The 23,421-nt window shown below is 40.7% G+C and carries 15 protein-coding genes; 12 read left to right on the top strand and 3 right to left on the bottom strand.

Translation table 11 applies throughout. The features are described 5' to 3' along the window. The 7 genes from PP181_RS13295 (at position 1) to PP181_RS13265 (ending at position 12,009) form a co-directional block, all read left to right on the top strand. Positions 1 to 369 carry a DUF7009 family protein gene (locus tag PP181_RS13295; protein WP_272637486.1) on the top strand — a complete coding sequence of 123 codons (369 nt, stop codon included), beginning with the start codon at positions 1 to 3 and terminating at the stop codon, positions 367 to 369. Positions 370 to 431: 62 nt separating this feature from the next. Next, the gene (locus tag PP181_RS13290) at positions 432 to 2,300 is read left to right on the top strand and encodes a feruloyl-CoA synthase (RefSeq protein ID WP_272637485.1); all 1,869 of its coding nucleotides are present in this window, start codon (positions 432 to 434) and stop codon (positions 2,298 to 2,300) included. Positions 2,301 to 2,795: 495 nt separating this feature from the next. Then, positions 2,796 to 3,632: a DUF3883 domain-containing protein gene (locus tag PP181_RS13285; protein ID WP_272637484.1), complete on the top strand. Its 837-nt coding sequence runs from the start codon at positions 2,796 to 2,798 to the stop codon at positions 3,630 to 3,632. A 228-nt stretch (positions 3,633 to 3,860) separates the two neighbouring features. After that, positions 3,861 to 6,530 (top strand): UvrD-helicase domain-containing protein, encoded by a 2,670-nt coding sequence (locus PP181_RS13280; protein WP_272637483.1) that lies wholly within the window; start codon positions 3,861 to 3,863, stop codon positions 6,528 to 6,530. A 274-nt stretch (positions 6,531 to 6,804) separates the two neighbouring features. After that, positions 6,805 to 8,232 carry a DUF1593 domain-containing protein gene (locus PP181_RS13275; protein ID WP_272637482.1) on the top strand — a complete coding sequence of 476 codons (1,428 nt, stop codon included), beginning with the start codon at positions 6,805 to 6,807 and terminating at the stop codon, positions 8,230 to 8,232. A 695-nt stretch (positions 8,233 to 8,927) separates the two neighbouring features. After that, entirely contained in the window at positions 8,928 to 10,202 is a 1,275-nt protein-coding gene (locus tag PP181_RS13270; RefSeq protein ID WP_138258602.1) for a ribonucleotide-diphosphate reductase subunit beta, read from the top strand. Position 10,203: 1 nt separating this feature from the next. Next, on the top strand, positions 10,204 to 12,009 hold the full coding sequence (locus PP181_RS13265; protein ID WP_272637481.1) for a ribonucleoside-diphosphate reductase subunit alpha: 1,806 nt from the start codon (positions 10,204 to 10,206) through the stop codon (positions 12,007 to 12,009). A gap of 233 nt (positions 12,010 to 12,242) precedes the next feature. Here the strand turns inward: PP181_RS13265 and PP181_RS13260 are convergent, their stop codons facing one another. Both PP181_RS13260 and PP181_RS13255 read right to left on the bottom strand, forming a co-directional pair. Further along, positions 12,243 to 13,763 carry a carboxylesterase/lipase family protein gene (locus tag PP181_RS13260; RefSeq protein ID WP_272637480.1) on the bottom strand — a complete coding sequence of 507 codons (1,521 nt, stop codon included), beginning with the start codon at positions 13,761 to 13,763 and terminating at the stop codon, positions 12,243 to 12,245. Positions 13,764 to 13,781: 18 nt separating this feature from the next. Then, the gene (locus PP181_RS13255; protein WP_272637479.1) at positions 13,782 to 15,764 is read right to left on the bottom strand and encodes an alpha/beta hydrolase-fold protein; all 1,983 of its coding nucleotides are present in this window, start codon (positions 15,762 to 15,764) and stop codon (positions 13,782 to 13,784) included. A 260-nt stretch (positions 15,765 to 16,024) separates the two neighbouring features. Between PP181_RS13255 and PP181_RS13250 the strand changes: the two genes are divergently transcribed. Then, positions 16,025 to 16,855 carry a DMT family transporter gene (locus tag PP181_RS13250; protein WP_272637478.1) on the top strand — a complete coding sequence of 277 codons (831 nt, stop codon included), beginning with the start codon at positions 16,025 to 16,027 and terminating at the stop codon, positions 16,853 to 16,855. Between the two features lie 10 nt (positions 16,856 to 16,865). Here PP181_RS13250 and PP181_RS13245 read toward each other — a convergent pair whose 3' ends face one another. Beyond that, the gene (locus tag PP181_RS13245; RefSeq protein ID WP_154918746.1) at positions 16,866 to 17,057 is read right to left on the bottom strand and encodes a hypothetical protein; all 192 of its coding nucleotides are present in this window, start codon (positions 17,055 to 17,057) and stop codon (positions 16,866 to 16,868) included. A gap of 262 nt (positions 17,058 to 17,319) precedes the next feature. On the opposite strand from PP181_RS13245, the gene PP181_RS13240 reads away from it, so the two are divergent. The 4 genes from PP181_RS13240 to PP181_RS13225 all read left to right on the top strand — a co-directional run bounded on the left by PP181_RS13240 (position 17,320) and on the right by PP181_RS13225 (position 23,416). Further along, the gene (locus PP181_RS13240) at positions 17,320 to 18,573 is read left to right on the top strand and encodes a TolB family protein (RefSeq protein ID WP_272637477.1); all 1,254 of its coding nucleotides are present in this window, start codon (positions 17,320 to 17,322) and stop codon (positions 18,571 to 18,573) included. Between the two features lie 131 nt (positions 18,574 to 18,704). Further along, complete coding sequence (locus tag PP181_RS13235) at positions 18,705 to 20,417, top strand: PorP/SprF family type IX secretion system membrane protein (protein WP_272637476.1); 1,713 nt, start codon at positions 18,705 to 18,707, stop codon at positions 20,415 to 20,417. A 627-nt stretch (positions 20,418 to 21,044) separates the two neighbouring features. Next, positions 21,045 to 21,665, top strand: coding sequence for a response regulator transcription factor (locus PP181_RS13230; protein ID WP_272637475.1), 621 nt, complete (start codon positions 21,045 to 21,047; stop codon positions 21,663 to 21,665). A gap of 269 nt (positions 21,666 to 21,934) precedes the next feature. After that, positions 21,935 to 23,416 (top strand): xylulokinase, encoded by a 1,482-nt coding sequence (locus PP181_RS13225; protein ID WP_272637474.1) that lies wholly within the window; start codon positions 21,935 to 21,937, stop codon positions 23,414 to 23,416. Positions 23,417 to 23,421: the final 5 nt, after the last annotated feature.

Below are 23,421 nucleotides of genomic sequence, written 5' to 3'. Positions count from 1 at the left end.
ATGAAAATTAGAATCCAAGGGAATACGGTGCGCTATCGACTCACAAAAAGTGAAGTGGAAACGTTGGCGCAAACGGGATATTACAAAGAGGAGACCCTCTTTGGGGAAAGGACCTTTGTGTACGCGATTAAGGCGGATCAGGCCATACCAGAATTGCATGCCGACTATGTAAACGACACCATCACCATGTACCTGAACAAGGACAAAAGCTCGGCATGGCCTAAGAACGAAATAGTGGGTTTCAGCTCGGAAATAAAAACTTCAAACGGCAACACCTTGTCGCTTTTATTGGAAAAGGATTTTGTATGTATGGATAATACCGATGAAGACCAATCTGACAATTATCCAAACCCGAAATTGTCAAAATAGGGCTTGATTGCCTATTTTTACCCCCTCTGGACCGTCAGGCAGATGGCCAATTCAATTATGTTATGAGCGAACAGACCTGGGTGACCGATAACATTCCCTATTTGGAGGTACCAACAATTTCCGTTGATATAGAGAGACGGGTCGGGGAAAAGGGCGTCAATTATCTTAAATCCAAAATTCCTCTGGGGCAACACCCAAAAAAAATCACCGAACGTTTACAATTTTGGGCACATACAACACCTAATGCCATTTTCTTGGCCCAGCGCGAGGATGGCGGAGAATGGAGAACGCTGACCTATATGCAAGCTTGGCAGAAAATTCAGGGAATCGCGCAGTATCTTTTGGAAACCGTGACCTCAAAAGACAGGCCAATTGCCCTGCTTTCCGGTAATAGTATTGAACATGGACTATTGGCACTGGCCGCTATGCATATCGGGATACCTTATGCGCCTATCAGTCCCGCATACTCCTTGAAATCGGATAGTTTTGATAAACTGAAGCATTGTTTGGATGTTTTGGACCCCGAATTGATTTTTGTTCAGGATGGAAATGCCTATAAAAAGGCGTTGGATGGCGTAGCCAGCAACACCCGTAATTGCCGATTGGTTTTTGTTGAAAATGGGATGCCGGAGTCGGACCGTTTCGAGGATATCGTAAAAACCAAATCGACACCCAAGGTTGCGGAAGCCTACGATAAAATAGGTAGGGATACCTTGGCAAAGGTATTGTTTACAAGTGGTTCCACAGGGCTGCCCAAGGGTGTCATGAATACCCACGGTAACCTTACGGCGAATTGGCAGCAGATTACCCAGACCTTTCCCTTTGTGCAGAACGGTGCCTTGCAGTTGATGGATTGGTTGCCTTGGAACCATACCTTTGGTAGCAACCATAATTTTGGGTTGGTCATGTACAATGGAGGTTCCCTGTATATCGATGAGGGCAGCCCGACTCCAACAGGAATGGCGCAATCCATTAAAAATCTAAAGGATTTTGCCCCAACGGTTTATTTTAACGTACCTAAAGGGTTTGAAGAGCTCATTCCCTTTTTAAATACCGATGAAGGTTTGCGGCAGACGTTCTTCTCCAGGCTGAAGATGCTTTTTTATGGCGGAGCCAGTATTTCACAAAAAGTTTGGGACGAACTTGAAAGACTTTCCATACAGACTACGGGAAAGCGGATCTTGATTTCATCCGGTTTTGGGATGACGGAATCTAGCCCGTCTGCCATGTTTTGTACCGCCTATGACAGCAAGGCCGGATTTTTGGGGGTGCCGGTTCCAGGTTTGGAAATGAAACTGGTCCCCATGGAGGATAGGTGGGAGGCAAGGTTCAAGGGCCCCAATATCACGCCGGGCTACTGGAAAAATCAGGTGGCCACCGTCAATGCTTTTGACAGGGAAGGATTTTATAAAACCTCTGAGGCTTTAAAATTCATTGATGAGCATGACCCCAATGTAGGCATGCGCTACGATGGTAGGATAGCCGAAGATTTTAAATTGAGTACGGGAACCTGGGTAAATGTGGGGAATCTCAGAGATAACATTATAGCCCAAGGCAAAGGTTTGGTAAAGGATGTTGTCATCACGGGGCATGACCAGGATTTTGTGGGGGCCGTTTTATTCCTGAATCTGGGATATTGTGCGGATTTTTTGGGTGGCGGACTTCAAACGACCGACTCCAATGCAGCGCATTCCCTCCCCATACGGGACTGTTTACAGGAAATGCTGGATACCCTTGCCCAAAAAAGTACAGGCAGTTCCACGAAAGTTAGGCGTGCCATAATTGCAGATTTTGAACTTTCACCCGAAAAGGGAGAAATAACGGAAAAGGGATCCATCAACCAATATGTCTTCTTAAAGCACAGAAGTTCCTTGGTGGCCAAACTATACGGGCACAACTTGGAACCCGGTATTTTGGAAACGAACTACTAACGGACCAAGAATGTACCGTTGGTCCTTTATGGCCCCTCGTAGCTTTTTGTATGGCAGTTCGCATGATTTTCGATAGCAAATTGTATCGAGAACAGCTTGCTCAAAAGTAATATTTGATTCTCGACACTTGCCGTGTTTCAGGGTAATTGCTGGAATGCATACAAAAAGAAGTGATTGTTCATGGCACTATTAAAGACTTGGACCAACTTTTGAAAAGGGTATTTGGAATGCATAAATGGTGAATCTGTAAGGATACAGGAAGGGGTTTTGCGGTCTATTGTAATATATTTTGGCTTTATTGAATAAAACCCTTTGACTACTTTTAATGTACTACAAAAATTAACTTAAAATGACATGTCTTAAAAAAACCATATTTAAGTTTGAAAACTAATTTATGAAAAATGTGAATTTCAAAACTTATTTTTTAAGGAAGGATTCAGAGTCTGAAGTTTATTCAAGAAGTTTAATAATTTTTACTTCGCAACAATTAGAAAAATGAATGAATGGTCCAATTTAGAAGTTGAATTAATAGTCACCGATTATTTCAGCATGTTATACAAAGAGCTAACTGGACAGGATTTTAAAAAAACTGAGCACAGAAGGTCGCTACTCCCACAGTTAAATAATCGATCAGAGGGATCAATTGAATTCAAACATCAGAATATTAGTGCTGTTCTGATAAACTTTGGACAACCATATATAAAGGGCTACCTCCCCAGATATAATTATCAGAAGATTCTGGAAGATAAAGTAATTGAATACCTTTACAATCATAAATCTATTGAGAAACAATTTAAAGATTTTGCTGATGGAGATATAGTTCAAATCAACACATCCAAAGATTTTACCACATTAATTGTTGACCCTCCGGAAATTAATTTAAATTTTGAAGAACCAAAGTCAATATATTCAAAGAGTCCAATCAAGACAAACTATTTAGAAAAAGAACAACGTAATCTAAGACTAGGTTTAATGGGCGAAGAATTTGTTTTAGAGTATGAAAGATGGCGACTTAAATCTTCGGGTAATGAGAATTTAGCAAATCAGGTTAGATGGATATCTAATGAAGAGGGAGATGGAGCTGGTTTTGACATCTTATCTAAAAACCAAAATGGAACAGATAAATATATCGAAGTAAAAACAACCAAATTGGGAAAGGACACTCCTTTTTTCTTTACTCGAAATGAACTTCAATTTTCAACGCACAACAGTAAAGATTATCATCTTTATAGACTTTTCAATTTTGAAAAGAAAGCAAAAATGTTCATAAAGAATGGTGGGTTAGATACAATTTGTTCTTATGTTCCAATATCCTTTAAAGGACAATTTTAATTTAGTTAATGCAATAAACACTAGTTTAATACTTGCAACTAGTTTAGCCCTAATATAAATTTCTATTTATAATTTGGGTTCAATTGTCTAATTGAAAATAATGAATTAAACATGAGTAATTGTAAAACCAAAAAGTAAGTTAAATATGCTACTTGTCGTATGCAGTATTTTATCCTTAAAACAAGGAACACCTATAGAAATAGTACCCATAAAATATAATATCTGAATATGATATTTATTTTAATTGTCATTTCTGTTGTAATAATTGGCATTCTGATTTTTTACCGACAATTACTAGAAAAGAAAAAATATCAGGATACTACCTACCTATCCCACTTACAAAAAATCCCTTTGTTTTTTGATACGATACAAAAGTTTGACGACTATCTTACTTGGGTGCAACGTGACCAAATAAAAATAGGTTTTTCTGTTACCGGTCAATACTTTAAAAACAAATCTGATTTTTATAAGAAAGAAGAAACCGTAAAAAAATTCAATGACATCTTCCAAGACTTTGACAACTATGTTGCAAACTACAACCGAAATTATATTCTTTCTCAAAAAGAAAAACTAGACGTATACTTTGACGATATTGAAGGCAAAAAATTAGACGATCAACAACGAACCGCAATCATCACTGACGAATATTCAAACTTAATAATTGCCGGTGCTGGTTCAGGTAAAACCTTGACCATTCTTGGAAAAGTGAAATACCTAATCGAACATAAAAATGTTAAACCCGAAAACATACTTTTACTTTCTTTCACCAAAAAAACCGTTGATGAGTTAAATGAACGACTAAAAAATATTGGGCTTGGAGCAAGAGCAACTACTTTTCACAAACTTGGGTATGACACCATAAAAAAACATCAAACACTAACTGTTGCCGTAACAAACGAAAACACATTAAGGAATGTGGTAAATGAGTATTTAGAAAAGGAAATCTTTAACAATACGGAAGCATTGGAAGCATACATAGTGTACGTTTCGTGTTTTATGAATATTCCTGAAGAAAACGAAAGTTACGATTCACTTGGCGAAAAAATAGATACCGAAAAGGGAATTGATTTTCAAACCTTAAAATCTAAATGCGAACCTGAATCGTTAAACAAAGTAGCTTTAAAATCGCTTGACACTATACAAGGCGAAAAAGTCAAAAGTGTTGAAGAACTTACCATCGCAAATTTTTTGTATTTGAACGGTATTGAGTACGATTATGAAAAACCGTATCCTTTCGGAAATACAATGTATCGCCCTGACTTTTACCTAAAAGATTACGACATCTATTTAGAACATTTTGGCATTGACGAAAGTAATAGGGCTAAATGGCTAACGCCATTTAATGAAGAAAGGTATATCGAGGAAATGGAGTTAAAACGGGAAACTCACAAAACGTACAACACCAAACTTTTAGAAACTTATTCCTATTACAATCGCAACAACGTTTTGCTTGACAAGCTAACAGAAATATTGAGCAATGAAAATGTGATTTTCAAACCCCGTGATGTAAAGAACATCTACACAAAAGTTAAGGACAATGACAAAAATTTTGGAAAGGAAATAACAAATTTGATTCAGACCTTCATCAACCTTAGCAAATCAAGACAATTAAACTACGATTCAATAATTTCCTTGTTTTCAGACAAAAGCAGAGCCGAAAATGAGTTTATGCTTGAAAGACAAAATACATTTTTGAAATTTGCACTTCCAATTCTAAAAAAATATGACAATAAGCTTAAAGAGAAAAGTGAAATTGATTTCAATGATATGATAAATCAGGCAACTGACCTTATAAAAGTAAACCAACCGGAATACTCATATCAACATATTATCATTGACGAATATCAAGACATTTCATTTTCAAGATTTAATCTAATCAAAGAAATTCGGGATTTATCAGGAGCAAGATTAATTTGCGTTGGGGACGATTGGCAATCAATTTATCGTTTCGCAGGTAGCGATATTTCGCTATTTAGCAATTTTGAAAAACACGTTGGGAAATACGAACAATTATTCATTGAGCAAACCTACCGCAATTCTCAGTCACTTATTGACATCACTTCTAAATACATTCAAAAGAACAAAAAACAAATACAAAAAAATCCGAAATCCAAGAAAGAACCTTTGGAAAACCCAATCAAGTTTGTTTATTATTCATCCGACAATGCCGAAGATATGTTCATAAATGAAGTTCAAGCACTTATAGACAAAAATGGCAACAAGCCTATTTTGGTTTTAGGTCGTCATAGCTTTGACATCAATGAATTTATTAAGCTCACGCCAAACAGCAAAATAAAGTATTACGAACGTAGCGAAAAATTGGAAATAAAAGGCTTTGAAGACCTTAACGTTAAATACATAACCGTTCATAAATCAAAAGGTTTAGAATCGGATAATGTAATTGTGTTGAACCTTAAAAACCACTTGCTTGGTTTTCCTAACAAAATGACGGACGACCCTATGTTGTCATTATTACTCAGCGATGACGAGGAATATCGATTTGCCGAAGAACGAAGATTGTTTTATGTGGCACTAACAAGAACAAAAAACGAAGTGGTGTTACTTATTCCGACCGATGTTTCACTATTTGCGGAAGAGTTGGCCACAGACAACGACTTCTTAATTACGGCAAACAATGAAAAATTAAGTAAAACAAATTGTCCCTATTGTCAGACAGGGCATCTTGTAATAAGACTTAACGCACTTAGAAACAATCAATTTTTAGGCTGTTCGCATTACCCAAGTTGTAACCAAACATTTAATGATATAAAAATCTTAGAAAACACCATACTTTGTCCGAGTTGCAAAAGCGGTTTTATGACGAAGAGAAGCGGAAAGTTTGGCTATTTTTTAGGTTGTACAAATTATCCGATATGTAAGAACACAATAAATCTATAATTACATTATTATTCGAAGGATTCTATAGGTTTTATCGGATGCTTTAAAGAACATTAACCATACCTAAACCTAAAATTATAAGCTTATACCATTACTTAATTCACCTTTGCCCAAACTCTCAAGGAGAAAACACTACCCGCTTTCTGACGCAAAGAAACAGCAACAATGTTAATTCGGTTTTGTTAACTTTAGCATCCTTAATATAAAACTAGACCAATAGAATCAACGCTAAACGGGGTGCATTTTCAAGTGCTGCTCTGGTAACCTTATTCCTATGAAGACATTTTTGTGGTTCCTTTCCTTTTGTTTGCTTGTCTGCCAATTATCGCTCGCCCAAACCCATCAAAAAAACAGGGTCATTATCCTAACGGATATTGAGGCCGATCCAGATGATACGCAGTCCTTGGTGCGTTTGCTGCTCTATTCCAATCAAATCGATATCAAGGGGCTGGTGGCAACCACCTCGTGCTGGATGCAAAACAAAATAAATCCGGAGTCCATTGCCAGGGTGATCCGAGGGTATGGAAAAGTACAGCCCAATCTTTTAAAACACGAATACGGCTTTCCAGAATCGGAAGCTCTGTTATCCTTGATCAAAAACGGACTTCCGGTGTACGGGATGGACGGGGTTGGCAACGGTAAAGATTCCGAAGGTTCCGAATGGATCATTAAGGTCTTGGAAGAAAAGGATGATCGTCCCTTATGGATTTCGGTTTGGGGCGGGGTAAATACCTTGGCGCAATCCCTCCATAAAATAAAACAAACGAAAAGTAAAAGCGAAGCCCAACGGATGATTTCAAAACTGCGGGTATATACCATTTCCGATCAGGATGACAGCGGTCTATGGATCCGCAATACGTTTCCGGAGCTGTTTTATATCGTTTCCCCGGGAGATCACTATGCCTCGGCCACTTGGACGGGAATCAATACGTATGTTAACGGAATCGATAACAGCACCATAAGCAATGCTTGGATTACTAAAAATATTCAGCAGGACCATGGGCCCTTAGGTGCGGAATATCCCGATGTGGCTTGGGGCATGGAAGGCGATACCCCGGCTTTTTTGTCCCTTATACCCAACGGACTCAATGCACCCGAACATCCGGAATGGGGCGCATGGGGCGGCCGATATGCCCTCTACAAACCGGAATTTGACAAGACCAAAAAAGGAAGTTCGGTGGTAACCATTGCTCCCGAGACCCGGGCTATTTGGACGAATGTCGATGATACGTATACACCTTATGTGCCCCAACAATATGGGAGAAGCGTAAAAAGAGACACCCTAACGTTCAAGAATAATAAGGCCACCTTGTGGCGGTGGCGGGATGATTTTCAAAATGATTTTGCCGCGCGTATGGACTGGTGTTTGATGCCATACGAAGAAGCGAATCACCCGCCGGTTCCCGGTTTGACCCATCCGGAGGAATTTACCGTAAAATCGGGCGAAGCTTTCAGTCTGGATGCTTTTAATTCTACCGATCCAGATAGGGATAACCTAAGTTATTTATGGTTTCACTATCCAGAGGAAAGTACGTATCAAAAGGAAATCTATATGGGGGCGGAGAACGTTCATATCATGAACCTTACGGCACCTGAAGTGGATAAAAAGGAAACCCTTCATTTTATTTTAAAGCTCTCCGATAAAGGCAGCCCTTCCTTAACAAGGTACAAACGGGTTATCGTTACCGTTGAGCCTAAATAGCGGATCTGGCTAATGGAGTAGAAGCTGTGCCATTCGTTTTTTTTGGGACTCTATTACGGTATAGGGCATTTACAATTTTGCATACCTAGTGATGTGTTACGTCTTACCAATGAAACATAAAACTGATAATGTCTCTTTTTTAGAACATTTGGGACACAAATTTAGATGTAACGCATACATAAGACGCTAGAAGAAAATCGAAAAGTACGTAATCAACAATCAAACGCCGGAAATAACAAAAAAAATCCTATTGGTCAAAACCATGTACAGTGGATATAATTCTATTGACCAAAAAAATACAGGAGGATTATTTTTGTTTTTTAAAATTTATAATACATCGATTTGTAAAAATTTAGAGGATGGGCGCGCATTTATACAGGTCCTATTTGCCACTATTTTAGGGGTATAGGTTTTTATATCTTTTGAAGGCCTTTAAATCGATTATAATTGTAACCCCAAGACGTACTAAATTGAGTGCTGCCGGGTATTCAAGGTAATTTGTAACTTTATTTGTTTGTTTTTAAATAACTGAAAAACAGGTATTTAAAAATTATATTTTTGCTTTTTTATTCAGTTCGGGTTTTTAATTGTTGATAAAACTGTTGAAAAACTAAAACGTCCCACCTACCATTTAAGGGTTAAAAATTTGACCTTTATACCTCTCGAAAATAGTTTCATTTTAACCTTTTATTAACATGGAGATAACGGAAGTCATCAAAAGGGACTTTACCACTAAACCCTTTCAATTAGAGAAGATAACGAATGCAATTTTGAAGGCAATGACCGCAGTGGAACTTGGTGGTCCCGGTGATGCCGAAAAAATTTCCGAAACCGTTTACTCGGCGCTGCTGGAGAGAAAAAGGGCAGATGACGCTTACAAACCTACCGTAGAGGAAGTCCAGGACTTTGTGGAGAAGAAATTAATGGAAGGCGGCTTTTTTGAAGTGGCCAAGGCCTACATCCTTTACAGAAACGAACAGGCCCAAAAAAGAAAGTCGAACATTTTTGAGAAACGCATCAACCTAAAACCCTACGAATATCCTGCCTTGTACGAGTATGTACCGGCAATAAGACATTCGTACTGGATTCATACCGAGTTTAATTTTACCAGTGATATACAGGACTTTAAGACCCGTCTTAATGATACCGAGCGTAGTGCCATCAAGAATACCATGTTGGCCATTTCACAAATTGAGGTAGCCGTAAAAAGTTTTTGGGGCGATATCTATCACAAAATGCCCAAGCCTGAAATAGGTTCCGTAGGCGCCACTTTTGCCGAAAGTGAAGTGAGACACCACGATGCGTACTCCCATCTACTGGAAATCCTGGGCTTGAACCAAGAATTCAAAACCCTGAAGAAGAAGCCCGTTATTATGAAGCGTGTCCATTATTTGGAGACCGCCCTCAAGAATGCAAAGAGCGAGGACAATAAAGAGTATGCGGAATCCATCCTTTTATTCTCCCTGTTCATTGAACACGTTTCCCTGTTCTCCCAGTTCTTGATCATCATGGCCTTTAACAAATACAAGAACATGTTGAAGGGTATCTCTAATGTGGTGGAGGCCACTTCCAAAGAGGAGCAGATCCACGGGGATTTTGGTATCGACATCATTAATATCATAAAGGATGAAAATCCGGATTGGTTCGATGTGGAATACCACGCCATGGTTCAGGATATGTGTAAGGATGCTTTCGAAGCTGAAAGTGATATCATCGATTGGATTTTTGAGGCAGGAGAAATCGACTTTTTGCCTAAAGTTTTGGTAAAAGAGTTCATTAAAAAGCGATTCAACGATTCCCTGGACAGCATAGGAATCGACAAAATATTTGAGGTAGACGAAAATTTATTGGCGCAGACCGAGTGGTTTGACGATGAGATTATCGGTACCAAACACGGAGACTTTTTCGTGAAAAGATCTATCAACTATAGCAAAAGAACACAAAGTATAACCAGCGACGACTTATTTTAACATGAACGAGACAAAACTAAACCTACAAAACGAAGTAGTACAGGAAGGAAAAGTATTAAAGGGTTCAGACCAACTGGTGCAAGCCAGAAAGGAGGCATTGAAGAACTTGTCCGAAGAGAAGGGGCAAGGAAAGGGATTTGCCTGGTTGAACGACCATAGCCGAAATTTTTTGGCATCGGGCTACCTAACAAAAGGAGTTACCCCAGAGGAACGAATCCGTGAAATTGCCGATAGGGCAGAGGCTATTCTGAAGATTCCAGGATTTTCCGATAAGTTCTATGGCTACATGAGCGAAGGCTTTTTCTCGTTGGCCTCACCTGTATGGTCTAACTTTGGTAAACAGAGAGGATTGCCAATTAGTTGCTTTGGGTCGCACATCGATGATGATATGGGAAACATCCTGTACACCCAATCAGAAGTGGGCATGATGTCCAAATTGGGTGGAGGAACATCTGGCTATTTCGGAAAAATCAGACATCGCGGGGCAGAGGTTAAGAACAACGGTCAGGCTTCCGGTGCCGTGCATATCATGCAATTGTTTGAATCCATGGTTGATGTCGTTAGTCAGGGTTCCGTACGTCGCGGTCGTTTTTCACCCTATTTACCTGTGGAGCATCCGGATATTAAGGAGTTCTTGGAAATCGGAACGGAAGGAAATCCCATTCAGGAGCTGACCCACGGGGTAACCGTTACCAACCAATGGATGCAGGAAATGGTGGATGGCGATACCGATAAAAGGGCTATATGGGCGAAGGTTTTACAGCGAAGGGGAGAAATGGGCTACCCATATATCTTCTTCAAGGACAATGCGAACAACGGTGCTGCGGATGTGTTCAAGGATAAAAACCTGCCTATCTACGCCAGTAACCTGTGTACCGAAATCATGTTGCCTTCCAATGACAATTGGTCTTTCGTTTGTGTATTATCCTCCGTAAACCTTTTGCACTACGATAAATGGAAAAATACCGATGCCGTGGAAACTATGGTGTACTTCTTGGATGCCGTGATCAGTGAGTTCTGTGAAAAATTGGAGGCCTACCGTGATTCAGATAGCCGTGAGGACCGCCAGACCTTCCTATTTATGGAGCGTGCCTATAATTTTGCGAAGGACAACCGCGCTTTGGGCCTAGGTGTTTTAGGATGGCATTCCTTCCTACAATCCAAAATGTTGGCCTTCGATAGTCAGGAAGCCTATAACTTGAACAGTGAAATTTTCAAGACAATTAAGGATAAGTCCTATAAAGCATCCGAGGAGTTGGCGGAGAAATTTGGTGAGCCAGCCGTTCTAAAAGGTTATGGAAGGCGTAACGCCACCTTGAACGCCATTGCGCCAACAACCTCCTCCGCATTCATTTTAGGTCAGGTTTCACAAGGTATTGAGCCAATTTGGTCCAACACCTATGTAAAGGACATCGCCAAGGTAAAGACCACCATACGAAACCCATATTTGGAAGCGCTTTTGGAAGAAAAGGGAAAAAATACCACCGAAGTTTGGAGAAGCATCCGGGATTTTGATGGTTCCGTGCAGCATTTGGATTTCTTGACCCAAGAGGAGAAAGACGTATTCAAGACCTATTCCGAAATCGACCAAATGGATATCATTTATCAAGCGGCTAATAGGCAGAACCATATTGACCAAGGGCAATCCGTGAACATCATCGTCCACCCGGAAATGCCTGTGAAGGAAATCAACAAAATCCATGTAACGGCTTGGAAACTGGGCTTGAAGTCATTGTACTATCAACATAGTATGAACGCGGCACAGAAGTTCAAGCAGAAGAAAGATTGTGCTAGTTGTGAAGCATAGTCCATGAGTTATAAATTAAGAAAGGCCCGCAGGAAAGCGGGCCTTTTTATATCATAGCCAAAACGAAAAAATCAATTCGGCAAACCCGGATTATGCATTAGGACATCGTCATGAGGGTTCAAAATACAATAAACACAAGTGTTTTCTTAATTTAAGCATAGCACCGCTATGGTGAAATTAAAAAACAGTAAAAAAGCGTGTGTTTGCAGTAGTTTGAAGCCGTAATAGATTTTCTATTGCATGATACGGGTTAAAAACTCAAATTCGTCCTTGTATCTGTTTTGCATACCTAAATCACCCGTATCAAAAACCATTATATTTCCGGTATTCAAATCATAAGGTTCCCAGTTTGGTAAGTTTTCCCCATTTGGATTCCCGGTTTTGGCAAAATTGACCCAATAACCGGACATTTGATTTTCCAAGGTACGCTCCGCAGGCTTCCAGTCCCGTTGCCACTGATCTAAGGTATGAAGGGCAAAAGGCACTTCTGAGGTATGGAAGGCCCCATAATTGGGAAAACCAGGTTTGTCCGTGGGAACATGGGTAAACTCATACAACCATACGTCCTTGTCCATGTATTTGGCCAACAGGTAACTAGGTATACCCGCGAAATTCAAAAGGTTCAATTTCTTTTGGGATTCGGCGGCCTCTTCATTGGTGTTGGCGGGAAAATACTCCAGAAATTCACCCGTTCTATCCCCATAATTCTTAAAAACCTGTTCTTTGAAGGAATCCGAGGTAATATCGTTTACGGGAAAGAGGGCCGCATCACCGGGCAACCAACCCGATAGTACGGAAACCTGATTCTGTTTCCCATCCTTGAAGGACTGTAGCAAATCGGTCGGCAGGAAGTAGTCGTCCAAAACCACCCCAAACCTTCCCGCTTCCCGTTGTGAACTTATTTTCTGAAGTTCTTCGGCAGGTATTTTTCGTAAATCCGATAGGGAAGAAGCGCCGGCAAGTTTTTGGAAGGCCAGACCTTGCTGCTCTGCCGATACTAGATCTTGCATCAACCGACCGCTTAAAATCCCTCCGCTTTGGGTAATGGCCTTATGAAAATATCCCGATGCCAAAGGAGAAGCAATCTGGGCATTCACGCTAAAGGATCCGGCAGATTGCCCTGCAATGGTCACATTGTTAGGATCGCCGCCAAAGACCTCAATATTGTTTTTCACCCATTTCAGGGCTTGAAGTTGGTCCATGAAACCGTAATTTCCAGAGGCATTATTGCCGGATTCCGCACTCAATTCTGGGTGCGCCATAAACCCTAAGACCCCAACACGATAATTGATACTGACATAGACAACGCCCTGTTCCGCAATCTGGGTACCGTCATAAATATCGCAGTTGGCCGACCCTGAACTTAATCCACCCCCATAGATCCAGACAAAAACGGGCAGTTTTTCGTTTTCGGATTTAGCAGGAGTCCAAACATTCAGGTATAGGCAATCCTCGCTCAAGGGCTCAGATTTGGCAATAAATTCTTCGGTCCAACATAGAAAAGGTTCCGGTTTGTTCTGTATGGGACTGGGCCCGAATTCGGTACATTCCTTTACGCCCTCCCACGGGGTTACAGGTTGTGGCGACTTCCATCGCAAATCTCCTACTGGGGGCTGGGCGAAGGGGATTCCCTTAAAAATTTGGATATCGTTACTGGTGTAGCCTTTTACCATTCCATCTTTCGTCTGTATGGTTTGGGCTTGTACTCCATACGTAAGCAAGACGAGTAGTACACCAAAAGTCTTTAGTTTCATCCTTATCGCGTTTAAGCATTATTTCTTTTTAAACAGTAAGGGCGCAAAATTGTGTAGATTTCGTCGCCATGCCCGGAAGGTATGGCCACCTTCACTATTTGTATAGTTGTATTTGATTCCGAAGTCGTCGAACATGGCCATCATGTTCAAGTTGTTTTGATAGGCGATATCGGCTTCGCCACCCATGTAAATTTGGAAAAGTTCAAACCGATTGATTTCTTCGTTTTCCATTACATCGGCATAATTTTCCTTTATTTCCTTGATGTTTGGAGAAAAATAACCGGTACTCATAGGTATCACATAACCGAACAATTCCGGATTCCAAAGTGCGGTGTTCAAGGTCTGTACACCTCCCATGGAAAGTCCGGCAATAGCCCTGTCAGAACGTTTTGTGGAAACGGGATACGTGTTTTCTATGAATGGGATGATTTCGTTTAGCAAATCCCCGCAAAAGGGATCTTGTTGTGGTCCCGCACCCATGAAAAATCCTTCTTTATTGGTATGTACGCTGGGCATTACCACGATCATGGGGGCCAGTTTTCCTTCGGCGTATAGATTATCCAAAATCACATTGGCCCTGCCCGCTGTGGTCCAGGATGCATCATTATCGCCTCCACCATGTAATAAATAGAGCACGGGAAGTTTTTCCTTCTTTTTTAATCGATCGTACATAGGTGGGAGGTAGACATGTAGCCGTCTTTGCGCACCATCCAAGGTTTGCGAGGTGTACCAGACTTTTTCAACACGACCGTGCGGAACATCCTTTCTGGTTTGAAAGTCATTTTCCTTGCCTTCAATCTCTACAAGATTTGAGAAACCGTTCAGACTTTCCTTGACCAGGGTATTTTTAGGATCCAAGGTCTTGATTTTGTTCACGGTAAAGTCATACGTATAAATATCAGGGGTAACCGTATTTTCCGTCGTACCGGACCAAACACCCAAGTAATTCTTTTTCAATGCAATTCCCGGAAAGCCATTTGGGAAATCCCCGGAAACGGATACTTCCTCCGCCATTGGGGCATAAATTTTAAATTCCAGTTTCTTGTCCGCATTCAATAAAACGGATCGTAGGGAGTCATTTGGGCTAGTGGGTCTTTGAAACGGGGAGAGGTTGGTAGAACCTTCCATAAATCCGTGCATTTTCAGCCATGCCCCAAAGGATTCGTACCAAGTGTCGGTCGGCAGGTTTTGTGTTCGCATGCCAAATCCATGCCCCCCTTTTTCATAAATATGTAGTTCCGCGGGTTGCCCGGCCTTGAACCATTTGTTGTAAATATTGATACTGTACGGTACCATGCCCAGTTGATCATCGCTTGCCACAGCAATGTAGATGGGGGTCTCTTCCCATGGTATTTCAGAACCGATGATTGCCGGTTCATAGGCATAGATAGGCGCAACAAAGTTGGGTCGGTTGCTCTCATTGGAATTGTACAGAACCGACATTGTTAAGGTGCCACCGGCCGAAAAGCCCATAAACCCGATTTTTTCAGGGTCGATATTCATGCTTTCCGCATTTTTCCGAACATATTCCATGGCCTTTAGTCCATCGTTCATGGCAAGTGTAACAATAGGTTCGTTTTCCTTGTCCAACGCTTCAAAATCGTTCATTTTACTCATGAGTTCCTTTACGGGGTCATCGGTAAAGCTTCGCGCTACCCGGTACTTAAGAACAAAAGCGGCAATACCCTTGCTGTTGAGCCATTTGGCCACATCGACCCCTTCTGATTGGATACTTAGGGTATGAAAGGCTCCACCGGGAGCAATGATTACCGCAGTTCCATTCGCCGATGCCTTGGGGGGTAGATAGGCCGTGATTGTAGGGTCCGTGACGTTGTAGACGACCTTGGTATTAAAAAGGTTGTTTTCGCTCAGACCTTCCTTCCAATCCAATGTCTCAGAGCCTGGGGCGATTCCCTCATATAACTTAATTTCCTTTTGCCCATGGGCAAATTGGGTGAAGGTGAAAAAGAGAATTAATATCGATATAGTCTTCGGTAACATGAATGCCTAAATGTTTAAATAGATTGTCTCAAAATGTAACAATATTATACCGATTTTTTGATACTTGCTCGTTTTTATGTAATTAAATTCAATTCTATGTGATTTTCTTTAGTATTTATTGTCAATACGCACGGAACTACTTTTAGTGAGTTGGTAATAATAGGGTATTCCGGTTTGTGTTTTTTGTAGTCTGGAAATTATCGGGTTTCATATTTTATACGGTTTCCTTCGCGTAACTTTGTACAAAGCCATGCTAGACCTTGAAGAAAGCCGTCCTGTACATGATCATAAGTACATTCTCGTTCACCTTAATGAACGCATTCGTAAAATACTTAAGCCATTTCCCAACGTTTGAAATCGTTTTTTTCAGGTCCATTGGCTCGCTGTTTCTAGCTACCTCCTACATTCTTATAAAAGGCATACCTATATTGGGTAACAACAAAAAGCTCATGCTCTATAGGTCGTTTGCAGGCTTAACGGCCATGAGCCTTTTTTTCATGTCCTTAAAATACATCCCTGTGGGCACTGCCGTTTCCTTAAGATATATCGCCCCCATCTTTGCCACCTTTTTTGCGGTCTTTTGGTTGAAAGAAAAGTTGCGGGCCGTACAATGGTTACTTTTTTTAATAGCCTTTTGTGGTGTTTTGGTCATAAAGGGTTTTGGGGAAGATTTGGATACAACGGGTCTGTTATTGGTATTAACGGCCTCCGTATTTAGTGGGCTGGTCTACGTGTTGATCCGCAGGATCGGAAATGGGGATCATCCCTTGGTGGTGGTGAACTATTTTATGTTTACCGCCACGCTGATAGGTGGCTTGTTGAGCATAAATAATTTTATGCTGCCAAAGGGAAATGACTGGTTTTTACTTTTAAGCCTAGGTTTTTTTGGTTTTTTTGGTCAATTGTTCATGACCAAGGCCTTTCAAGTGGCCAAAACGACCCTGGTCGCTCCACTGAAATATATTGAGGTAATTTTTACGCTTACTATAGGCGTATTTTGGTTTAGGGACTTCTACTCCTTTTTTAGTCTCTTAGGAATCCTGATGATCATTGGCGCCTTGGTGGCCAACGTGTTCATAGGAAAACGGTAGCTTCACCTTTTTACCTACCTGTCCTGGTTTCGGCAATACTATGGTTAATGTCGTGCAGGGAATTAAGGAGAACACTTGAAATCTCATTTTCTATTTCATGGTAGTTCTGAAAGAACAGCATGGCTGCTATAATGAACATTATTAAAACCAAGTTGTCCGTAAGTAATTTAATGTTCGGGTTTGTTTTGGAAGAAGTGCTCATATCAAATAGTGTTGGTATTGTGTACTAGCAATTTACAAACCTTTAACATAATTAACAAATAATTAAGAAAAATAAACCATGTCTTAATTAAAATTTTTAGTTAGAAACTGAAATTCTAGGATGAACGGATACAATTATTCGATGAAATACACAAAATTTTAAGGAAATCATCAAAAAAAGGGTAAAACCTATGAATTTTTAATAAGTCGGTGCACGGTATCTTTTGGGAACTTTGACCTGTTGAACCCCAAATACCTGTATTATGAGAAATACGTTAGCTTACAAAATGGTCATAGGGTGTAGTCTTTTAATAGGATGTTATACGCTGAATGCCCAAAATGGAATGGCGGTTTCCAATGAATCGGCTCGTATGAGCGAGTTGGAAAAGCGCCAACAGAACTATGAGGACCTAAAATCCCTGGGTTATACTGAAAAGGAAATATATCAGGATTTGGGCAACGCCCATTTTTTGTCCCATAATTATGAGACCGCGCTGTTTTGGTACGAAAAGTTGATGGAAATCAGTGCCGATGGTCAATTAGATGCCTCCTATCAAAAGCGGTACGATCATGCGCTGTCCAAATTGGGACAGGAGGCCAAACAGGCCGAAACCGATGAAAACTGGACGGAGCTGGTAAAATCCGACTATCACATGACGGACGCTTCCATGAGTTCAACCAAGAGGCAATTGAGAAGGAGCTACTTTAAACCTTTATATATCGATTCGAATTACAGTACGGCTTCAATTGGGAATGATAGGCCTTATGTAGTAAAAGAGCAGGAAGTAAAACACGAGCGGGAATTAAACTACGAAAGCCCTATGGTTTTAACAAGGGATGGTAACACTGCCTATTTCAGCAAGGAAGTCATGGTAAAACCTACAACTGGCCTATTTTCAAAGAAACAGAAAGTTCACCGTATCTTTAGGGCGGACAAGGTAAACGGTGAATGGAAATCCATAAAGGAACTGGCCTTGTGTCCCAATGATTATTCGGCCTTGCATCCGGCCATTTCAAAAGATGGTACCAGATTGTTCTTTGCATCCAATATGCCCGGTACCTTTGGAGAGTATGATATTTATGTATCTACCATAAAAACAAATGGTGTGGTAGGCGTGGCCAAAAATTTAGGAACCAAAGTAAATACCCCAAAAAACGAAATGTATCCAAAGGTTATGGAAGGCAATACCTTGGTGTTTGCCTCCGAAGGCCATCAAGGATATGGAGGGCTCGATGTTTATATGGTTGAAGTGGAAAAACGCAACGTTGGTTTGGCCATGAACATGGGCAGTTCCATAAACAGCCCAAGCGACGACTTCTCGATACAGTTCACTAGCGGCCAAATGGGATATGTGATGTCCAATAGGGGAGGCGATGGAAGAAAGACGGAACTTGTCGCCTTTTCGTTCCCTCAGGAAGGAAAAACACAGCATGCCAGGGACTTTCAGTTGATGGAGGCTTTAAATACCGAGGAGAGGACCCAATATTCAACATCCGTTTTTGAAGAAGATCATTAACTGATATATCCCCTAAATATAGAGATTCGGAACCTAACAAAGGACATCGGAATCCATTTATGGAACATGGAAAATTCGATACCCCCATTCCTTTGAAGACACAATTTACTTGAACTTTTAACCCTACTCAAATGAAATTCGCTATAAAAAAATCGGTACTAATAGGACTGCCCATTTTACTGTTCCTATTTGTTGGAAGCATGGCTGGATTCGCCCAGGAATCCAATGCCAATTTGAACTCGAGCAGCACCTATCACAATCAGCTGTTCTATAATAGATACTTGATCAACCCTACATTTTCACTGGTTAGGGAAAATAAATCCTACCTCAACATTTTGCACAGGAACCAATACGCCACTTTTGATGACAATACCCAAAACTACTTCCTTGGTTTCAGCAATATGCTTAATGACAGAACCGCAATAGGTATTGGTGTTTACAGTCAATGGTCCGGAGTCGTACAGGAATTCGGTTTCAATGCCAACTACGCCACTGCCGTAAAATTGGGTGACAAAAGCACGCTAACCTTTGGAACCAACGTTACCTATTTTAATCAAGGTCTGGATAAAAACCGCGTGGTAATTTCCGAAGCCGATCCAGAAATATCCGATGCCAGAAAAGAGAGTAAAATTGCCGTACAACCGGGAATCAACCTGTCCATTGGAAAGTTCGATTTTGGATTGTATGCCCAGGACTTACTCCGATACAACCAAACTACGGATGAATTTTTGACAAACCTGTCCACCCGAAGCGTAAAGGCCTCCATGCAGTACACACATAGCTTTAACGCTGGCCGAGGGCTCTTTGAGGACGCACGATTGATGCCCTTGGCCCAAGTGGGCAAAAACGAGGATGGAAGCATGTACTATTTAGGTTCCCTGCTGTTGGATCTACCCAATTATGGATGGTTACAGACTACTTTGGATCAAGAATATGGAATGTCCGCCGGGGTAGGCTTTAACTTCAGCAAAAAAATGTCCCTAGGATATTTGATAGAAAAGGACCTCTCGCAGAACGAATCCAATTTGGGGTGGAACCATGAAGTTTCTTTGGCTTACAAATTCAAGGATGAGGACATGTCCATTACAATTGCAGATCGATCTGAGGACAGTAAGATAGATGCAATTGTCCGAAATTATGAGGAGCAGATTGCCGATTTGATATCGGAGCGTAATAAAACTCGAAAAAAGGAAAAGCGTGAAGCTGAAAAAGAGACCATCACCAATCCGGTTGCGGCGTACGCTATGGAAAATATAGATCCGAACGACTTGGCCTACCAAAACCGTTTGATTCTTGACGAGCTTATCCTAAGGCAGGATTCTATAGAGGAGGCGAGGACTTTGGCTTTTGAAAAGAAGTTCGAGACCATCGTACGGCTTTTACGCAACGATATAAAGAACAGTGTGGACTCCAACCTTCAAAATTTCAAATTAGAAGAGCGGACCATGATGGCGGCCAAAAAAATGGAAGAGGAACATGCACGTAGGGCCGCAGAGGAGGATTTCGAAAAATATAACAAGCTGCCCATCAAAATGCTGGGAAGCGCGGATATGTTGGGGGTTAAATCTGGCTACTATGTTATTGCCAATGTGTACAGCAACAAAAAGTACTTGAACGCCTTTATGCAAAAGCTAAAGGACCAAGGCTTGAACGCCCAACAGTTCTACAACAAAGAAAATGGTCTGTATTACGTCTATTTGGCGGATTATGATTATAAGAGTGATGCGCATGATGCCTATGTATCCAATCTAGGCGGTAAGTACAATGATGAAAAGTGGATTATGCAGGTGGACGAGCACACGGCCACTGTGTCGAACACCTTTGAAGATAGTGATTCATATTAAGAAGATTAACAAAAATATAGCAAGGATTGCATACTAGAATCGATATATAAAAGTTTGAGTATTTCTATGTTTGAGTAAATTGTCGACAGAAGGAGGGGTAGTATCCGGGGGGATAACTGGGGCCCCTCCTTTTTATTTTAAGCTATAATTTTCGATGAACTACACTCAAATAGTGTATTTGAACGAAAAAATTAGGGAGATTGTCAGGTATAGTTGTTAAAGAAGTATATTTCGGAAACAAACAGAAATAAACCATTCTTTAACCCCAAATCCCCCAGATTATGGATAATTTTTACCTACAGCTTGCTACCCACAGGCAATCCTTCTTAACGACAAGCCCAAAGCATTTGCTCAATTTGCTTTATTTTTTGAAATGTATCTTGAAACCTATTTGGCATCGACCGTTGTTTGATACAGAGCAGCATCGCCGCTAAATTAATTTCGCCCTACACCTTTATTTTTTCGGTTTGATTTCCAAATGTACCCAATTTGGAAAGGATGTTTTTTCGGCTGGGCCCAAAAAAACTTCCTAGCGAATAAGGGCCGTAGGCTACCCAGATTTTACCCAATTATTAACCCCCGGATTTGGTTTCCAAAAGAAACCGAACAGGACAATTTAACTTACTTATGAAAACTCAGGATTTAAAATTTATCATTGTTGAAAAAAACGAACATTTACATGTTAGCTATCTAAACTACCTAAAAAAAGTGGATGGTTTTCAACTCATGGGAATTTATACCACACCCCATAAGGCACTAAAGGATTTTAATAGAACCAGGCCGAACATTGTGTTGACCGAGGTTGACCTGGAGGAAACCAGCGGTTTGGAAACCATTCAGTTATATAGAAAAAAGGACTGGAACGTAAAGGTGGTGATGATCAGTGAAAACAATGACTTCGAGCTTATTAAAAAAAGTTTCAAAAAAGGAGCAAATGGCTATTTGACCAAACCCATGTCTGCAGACAAGTTTAGCCATGCATTGACCAGCGTCAGGGAAGAAGGAGCAACCATCAGTAACGATATCGTTAAACAAGTTGTCTCCAATTTCAATAGGAAATCCTATAGTTTCTTTTCGGAACGGGAGAATCAGATCGTAGACTATTTATGCAATGGGGCAACCTATAAAATGATAGCCGACAAACTATTTGTTACTACCAGTGCCGTCAATTTTCACATTCAGAATATCTATCTAAAGTTGGACGTAAATTCAAAGTCCGAAGCTTTGAGCAAGCTTGAAAGTCTATAATACCTACTTATGCTTTGGGTAAAGGTCCTTGGAAACAAATCTGGTTTCCTTGGGCCTTTTTCTTTACGAAAAGGGTTTCGATAAATTTTCGTAATTCACGAAAAAAATATAAATATCTAAAAATCAATAGCATATTGATGTTTAATACTAAATAATCACTCGAAAGTTCTTTCTTATTGACAAGTAATCTTAGCCGTGCTATTCTTTTTAAAGCTTGTATTATAGTACCTTTATAGGGCTAAATTAGAATGCATTAAAGTAGTCCGTATATGTATTATGTAGGTTTGGATATAGGTAGTTCTTCCATTAAAATCGCTTTGGTGGAATCAGGTACTGGAAAAAGTGTGGATGTGGTACAGGAGCCTGAGACCGAGATGTCCATGTTGGCAATAAAAAATGGTTGGGCGGAACAGAATCCTGAGGATTGGTGGACCTATGCCTGCAAGGGTATCAAAAATCTGATTCAAACTCACGGAATTTCTTCCCAAGATATAATTGGTATAGGTATTTCCTACCAAATGCATGGGTTGGTGCTCGTGGATAGTGACGGGGAAGTGCTTAGGAATTCGATTATTTGGTGCGATAGTCGTGCAGTGCCTATCGGTCAAAAAGCTTTTGAGGAAATAGGTGAGGACAAATGTTCCGAGTATCTCCTGAATTCCCCCTCCAATTTTACGGCAAGTAAGCTAAAATGGGTAAAGGACAATGAACCTAATATATATTCTAAAATCTATAAGTTTATGTTACCCGGGGATTACATAGCAATGAAGTTTTCGGGTGAAATAAATACAACGGTCTCCGGTCTTTCGGAAGGGATTTTTTGGGATTTTAAGAAAAAGGATATTGCCACCTTTTTGATGGACTACTATGGTCTGGATGCCAATTTGGTTCCTGAAATCGTTGACACTTTCGGTATTCAATCCAAGGTAAATGAAAAGGGTGCTTCGGAAAGTGGACTAAAAGTAGGGACACCTATTTTGTATAGGGCTGGGGACCAGCCCAACAACGCCTTATCCTTAAATGTATTTAACCCGGGTGAAGTGGCGGCCACAGGAGGTACCTCCGGTGTTGTCTATGCCGTTACCGATAGTCTATCCGTAAAGGAAAGTGCTAGGGTAAATAATTTTGCCCACGTCAATTATAGTCCGGGAAGCGACTCAAGAATAGGGAAGCTCTTGTGTATAAATGGTTCCGGAATCCAGTACAGGTGGTTGCTGAATAATTTAGGAGTGGGTTCCTATGACGAGATGAACAGATTGGCCAATGAGATACCTGTTGGGTCTGATGGTGTGGTTATCATACCTTTTGGTAATGGAGCGGAGCGAATGCTTAACAATCAGGAAGTTGGTACAAGGTTGGTAAATATAAACTTGAATAATCATGGTAAGGGGCATCTTTGTAGGGCGGCCCTTGAGGGTATCGCATTTTCCTTTGTTTATGGAATGGAAATAATGGAATCCGATGGTATTCAGGTCAACGTCATGCGGGCTGGTAACGATAATCTTTTCAGGTCCAAGATATTTTCGGAAACGGTGGCTACCCTAATAGGCTATGATATAGAAATTTATAATACTACAGGGGCCATTGGGGCCGCTAGGGCCGGACTTTTAAGGGAAGGTGATTATGATGCTTTTGGTAAGGCTATCATGGAAAACGATTACGTGATGACATTTAAGCCGCTTACACATAAAGCGGAATATCAAAAAGCCTACCAGCATTGGAAAAAGGAATTGGAATTAATAACAAAGTAAACAAC

The organism is Maribacter sp. PR66, assembly GCF_028464205.1.
GTDB lineage: Bacteria > Bacteroidota > Bacteroidia > Flavobacteriales > Flavobacteriaceae > Maribacter > Maribacter flavus.
The sequence above is the reverse complement of the archived record's forward strand: the minus strand, read 5'-3'. Positions and strand labels throughout refer to the sequence as shown.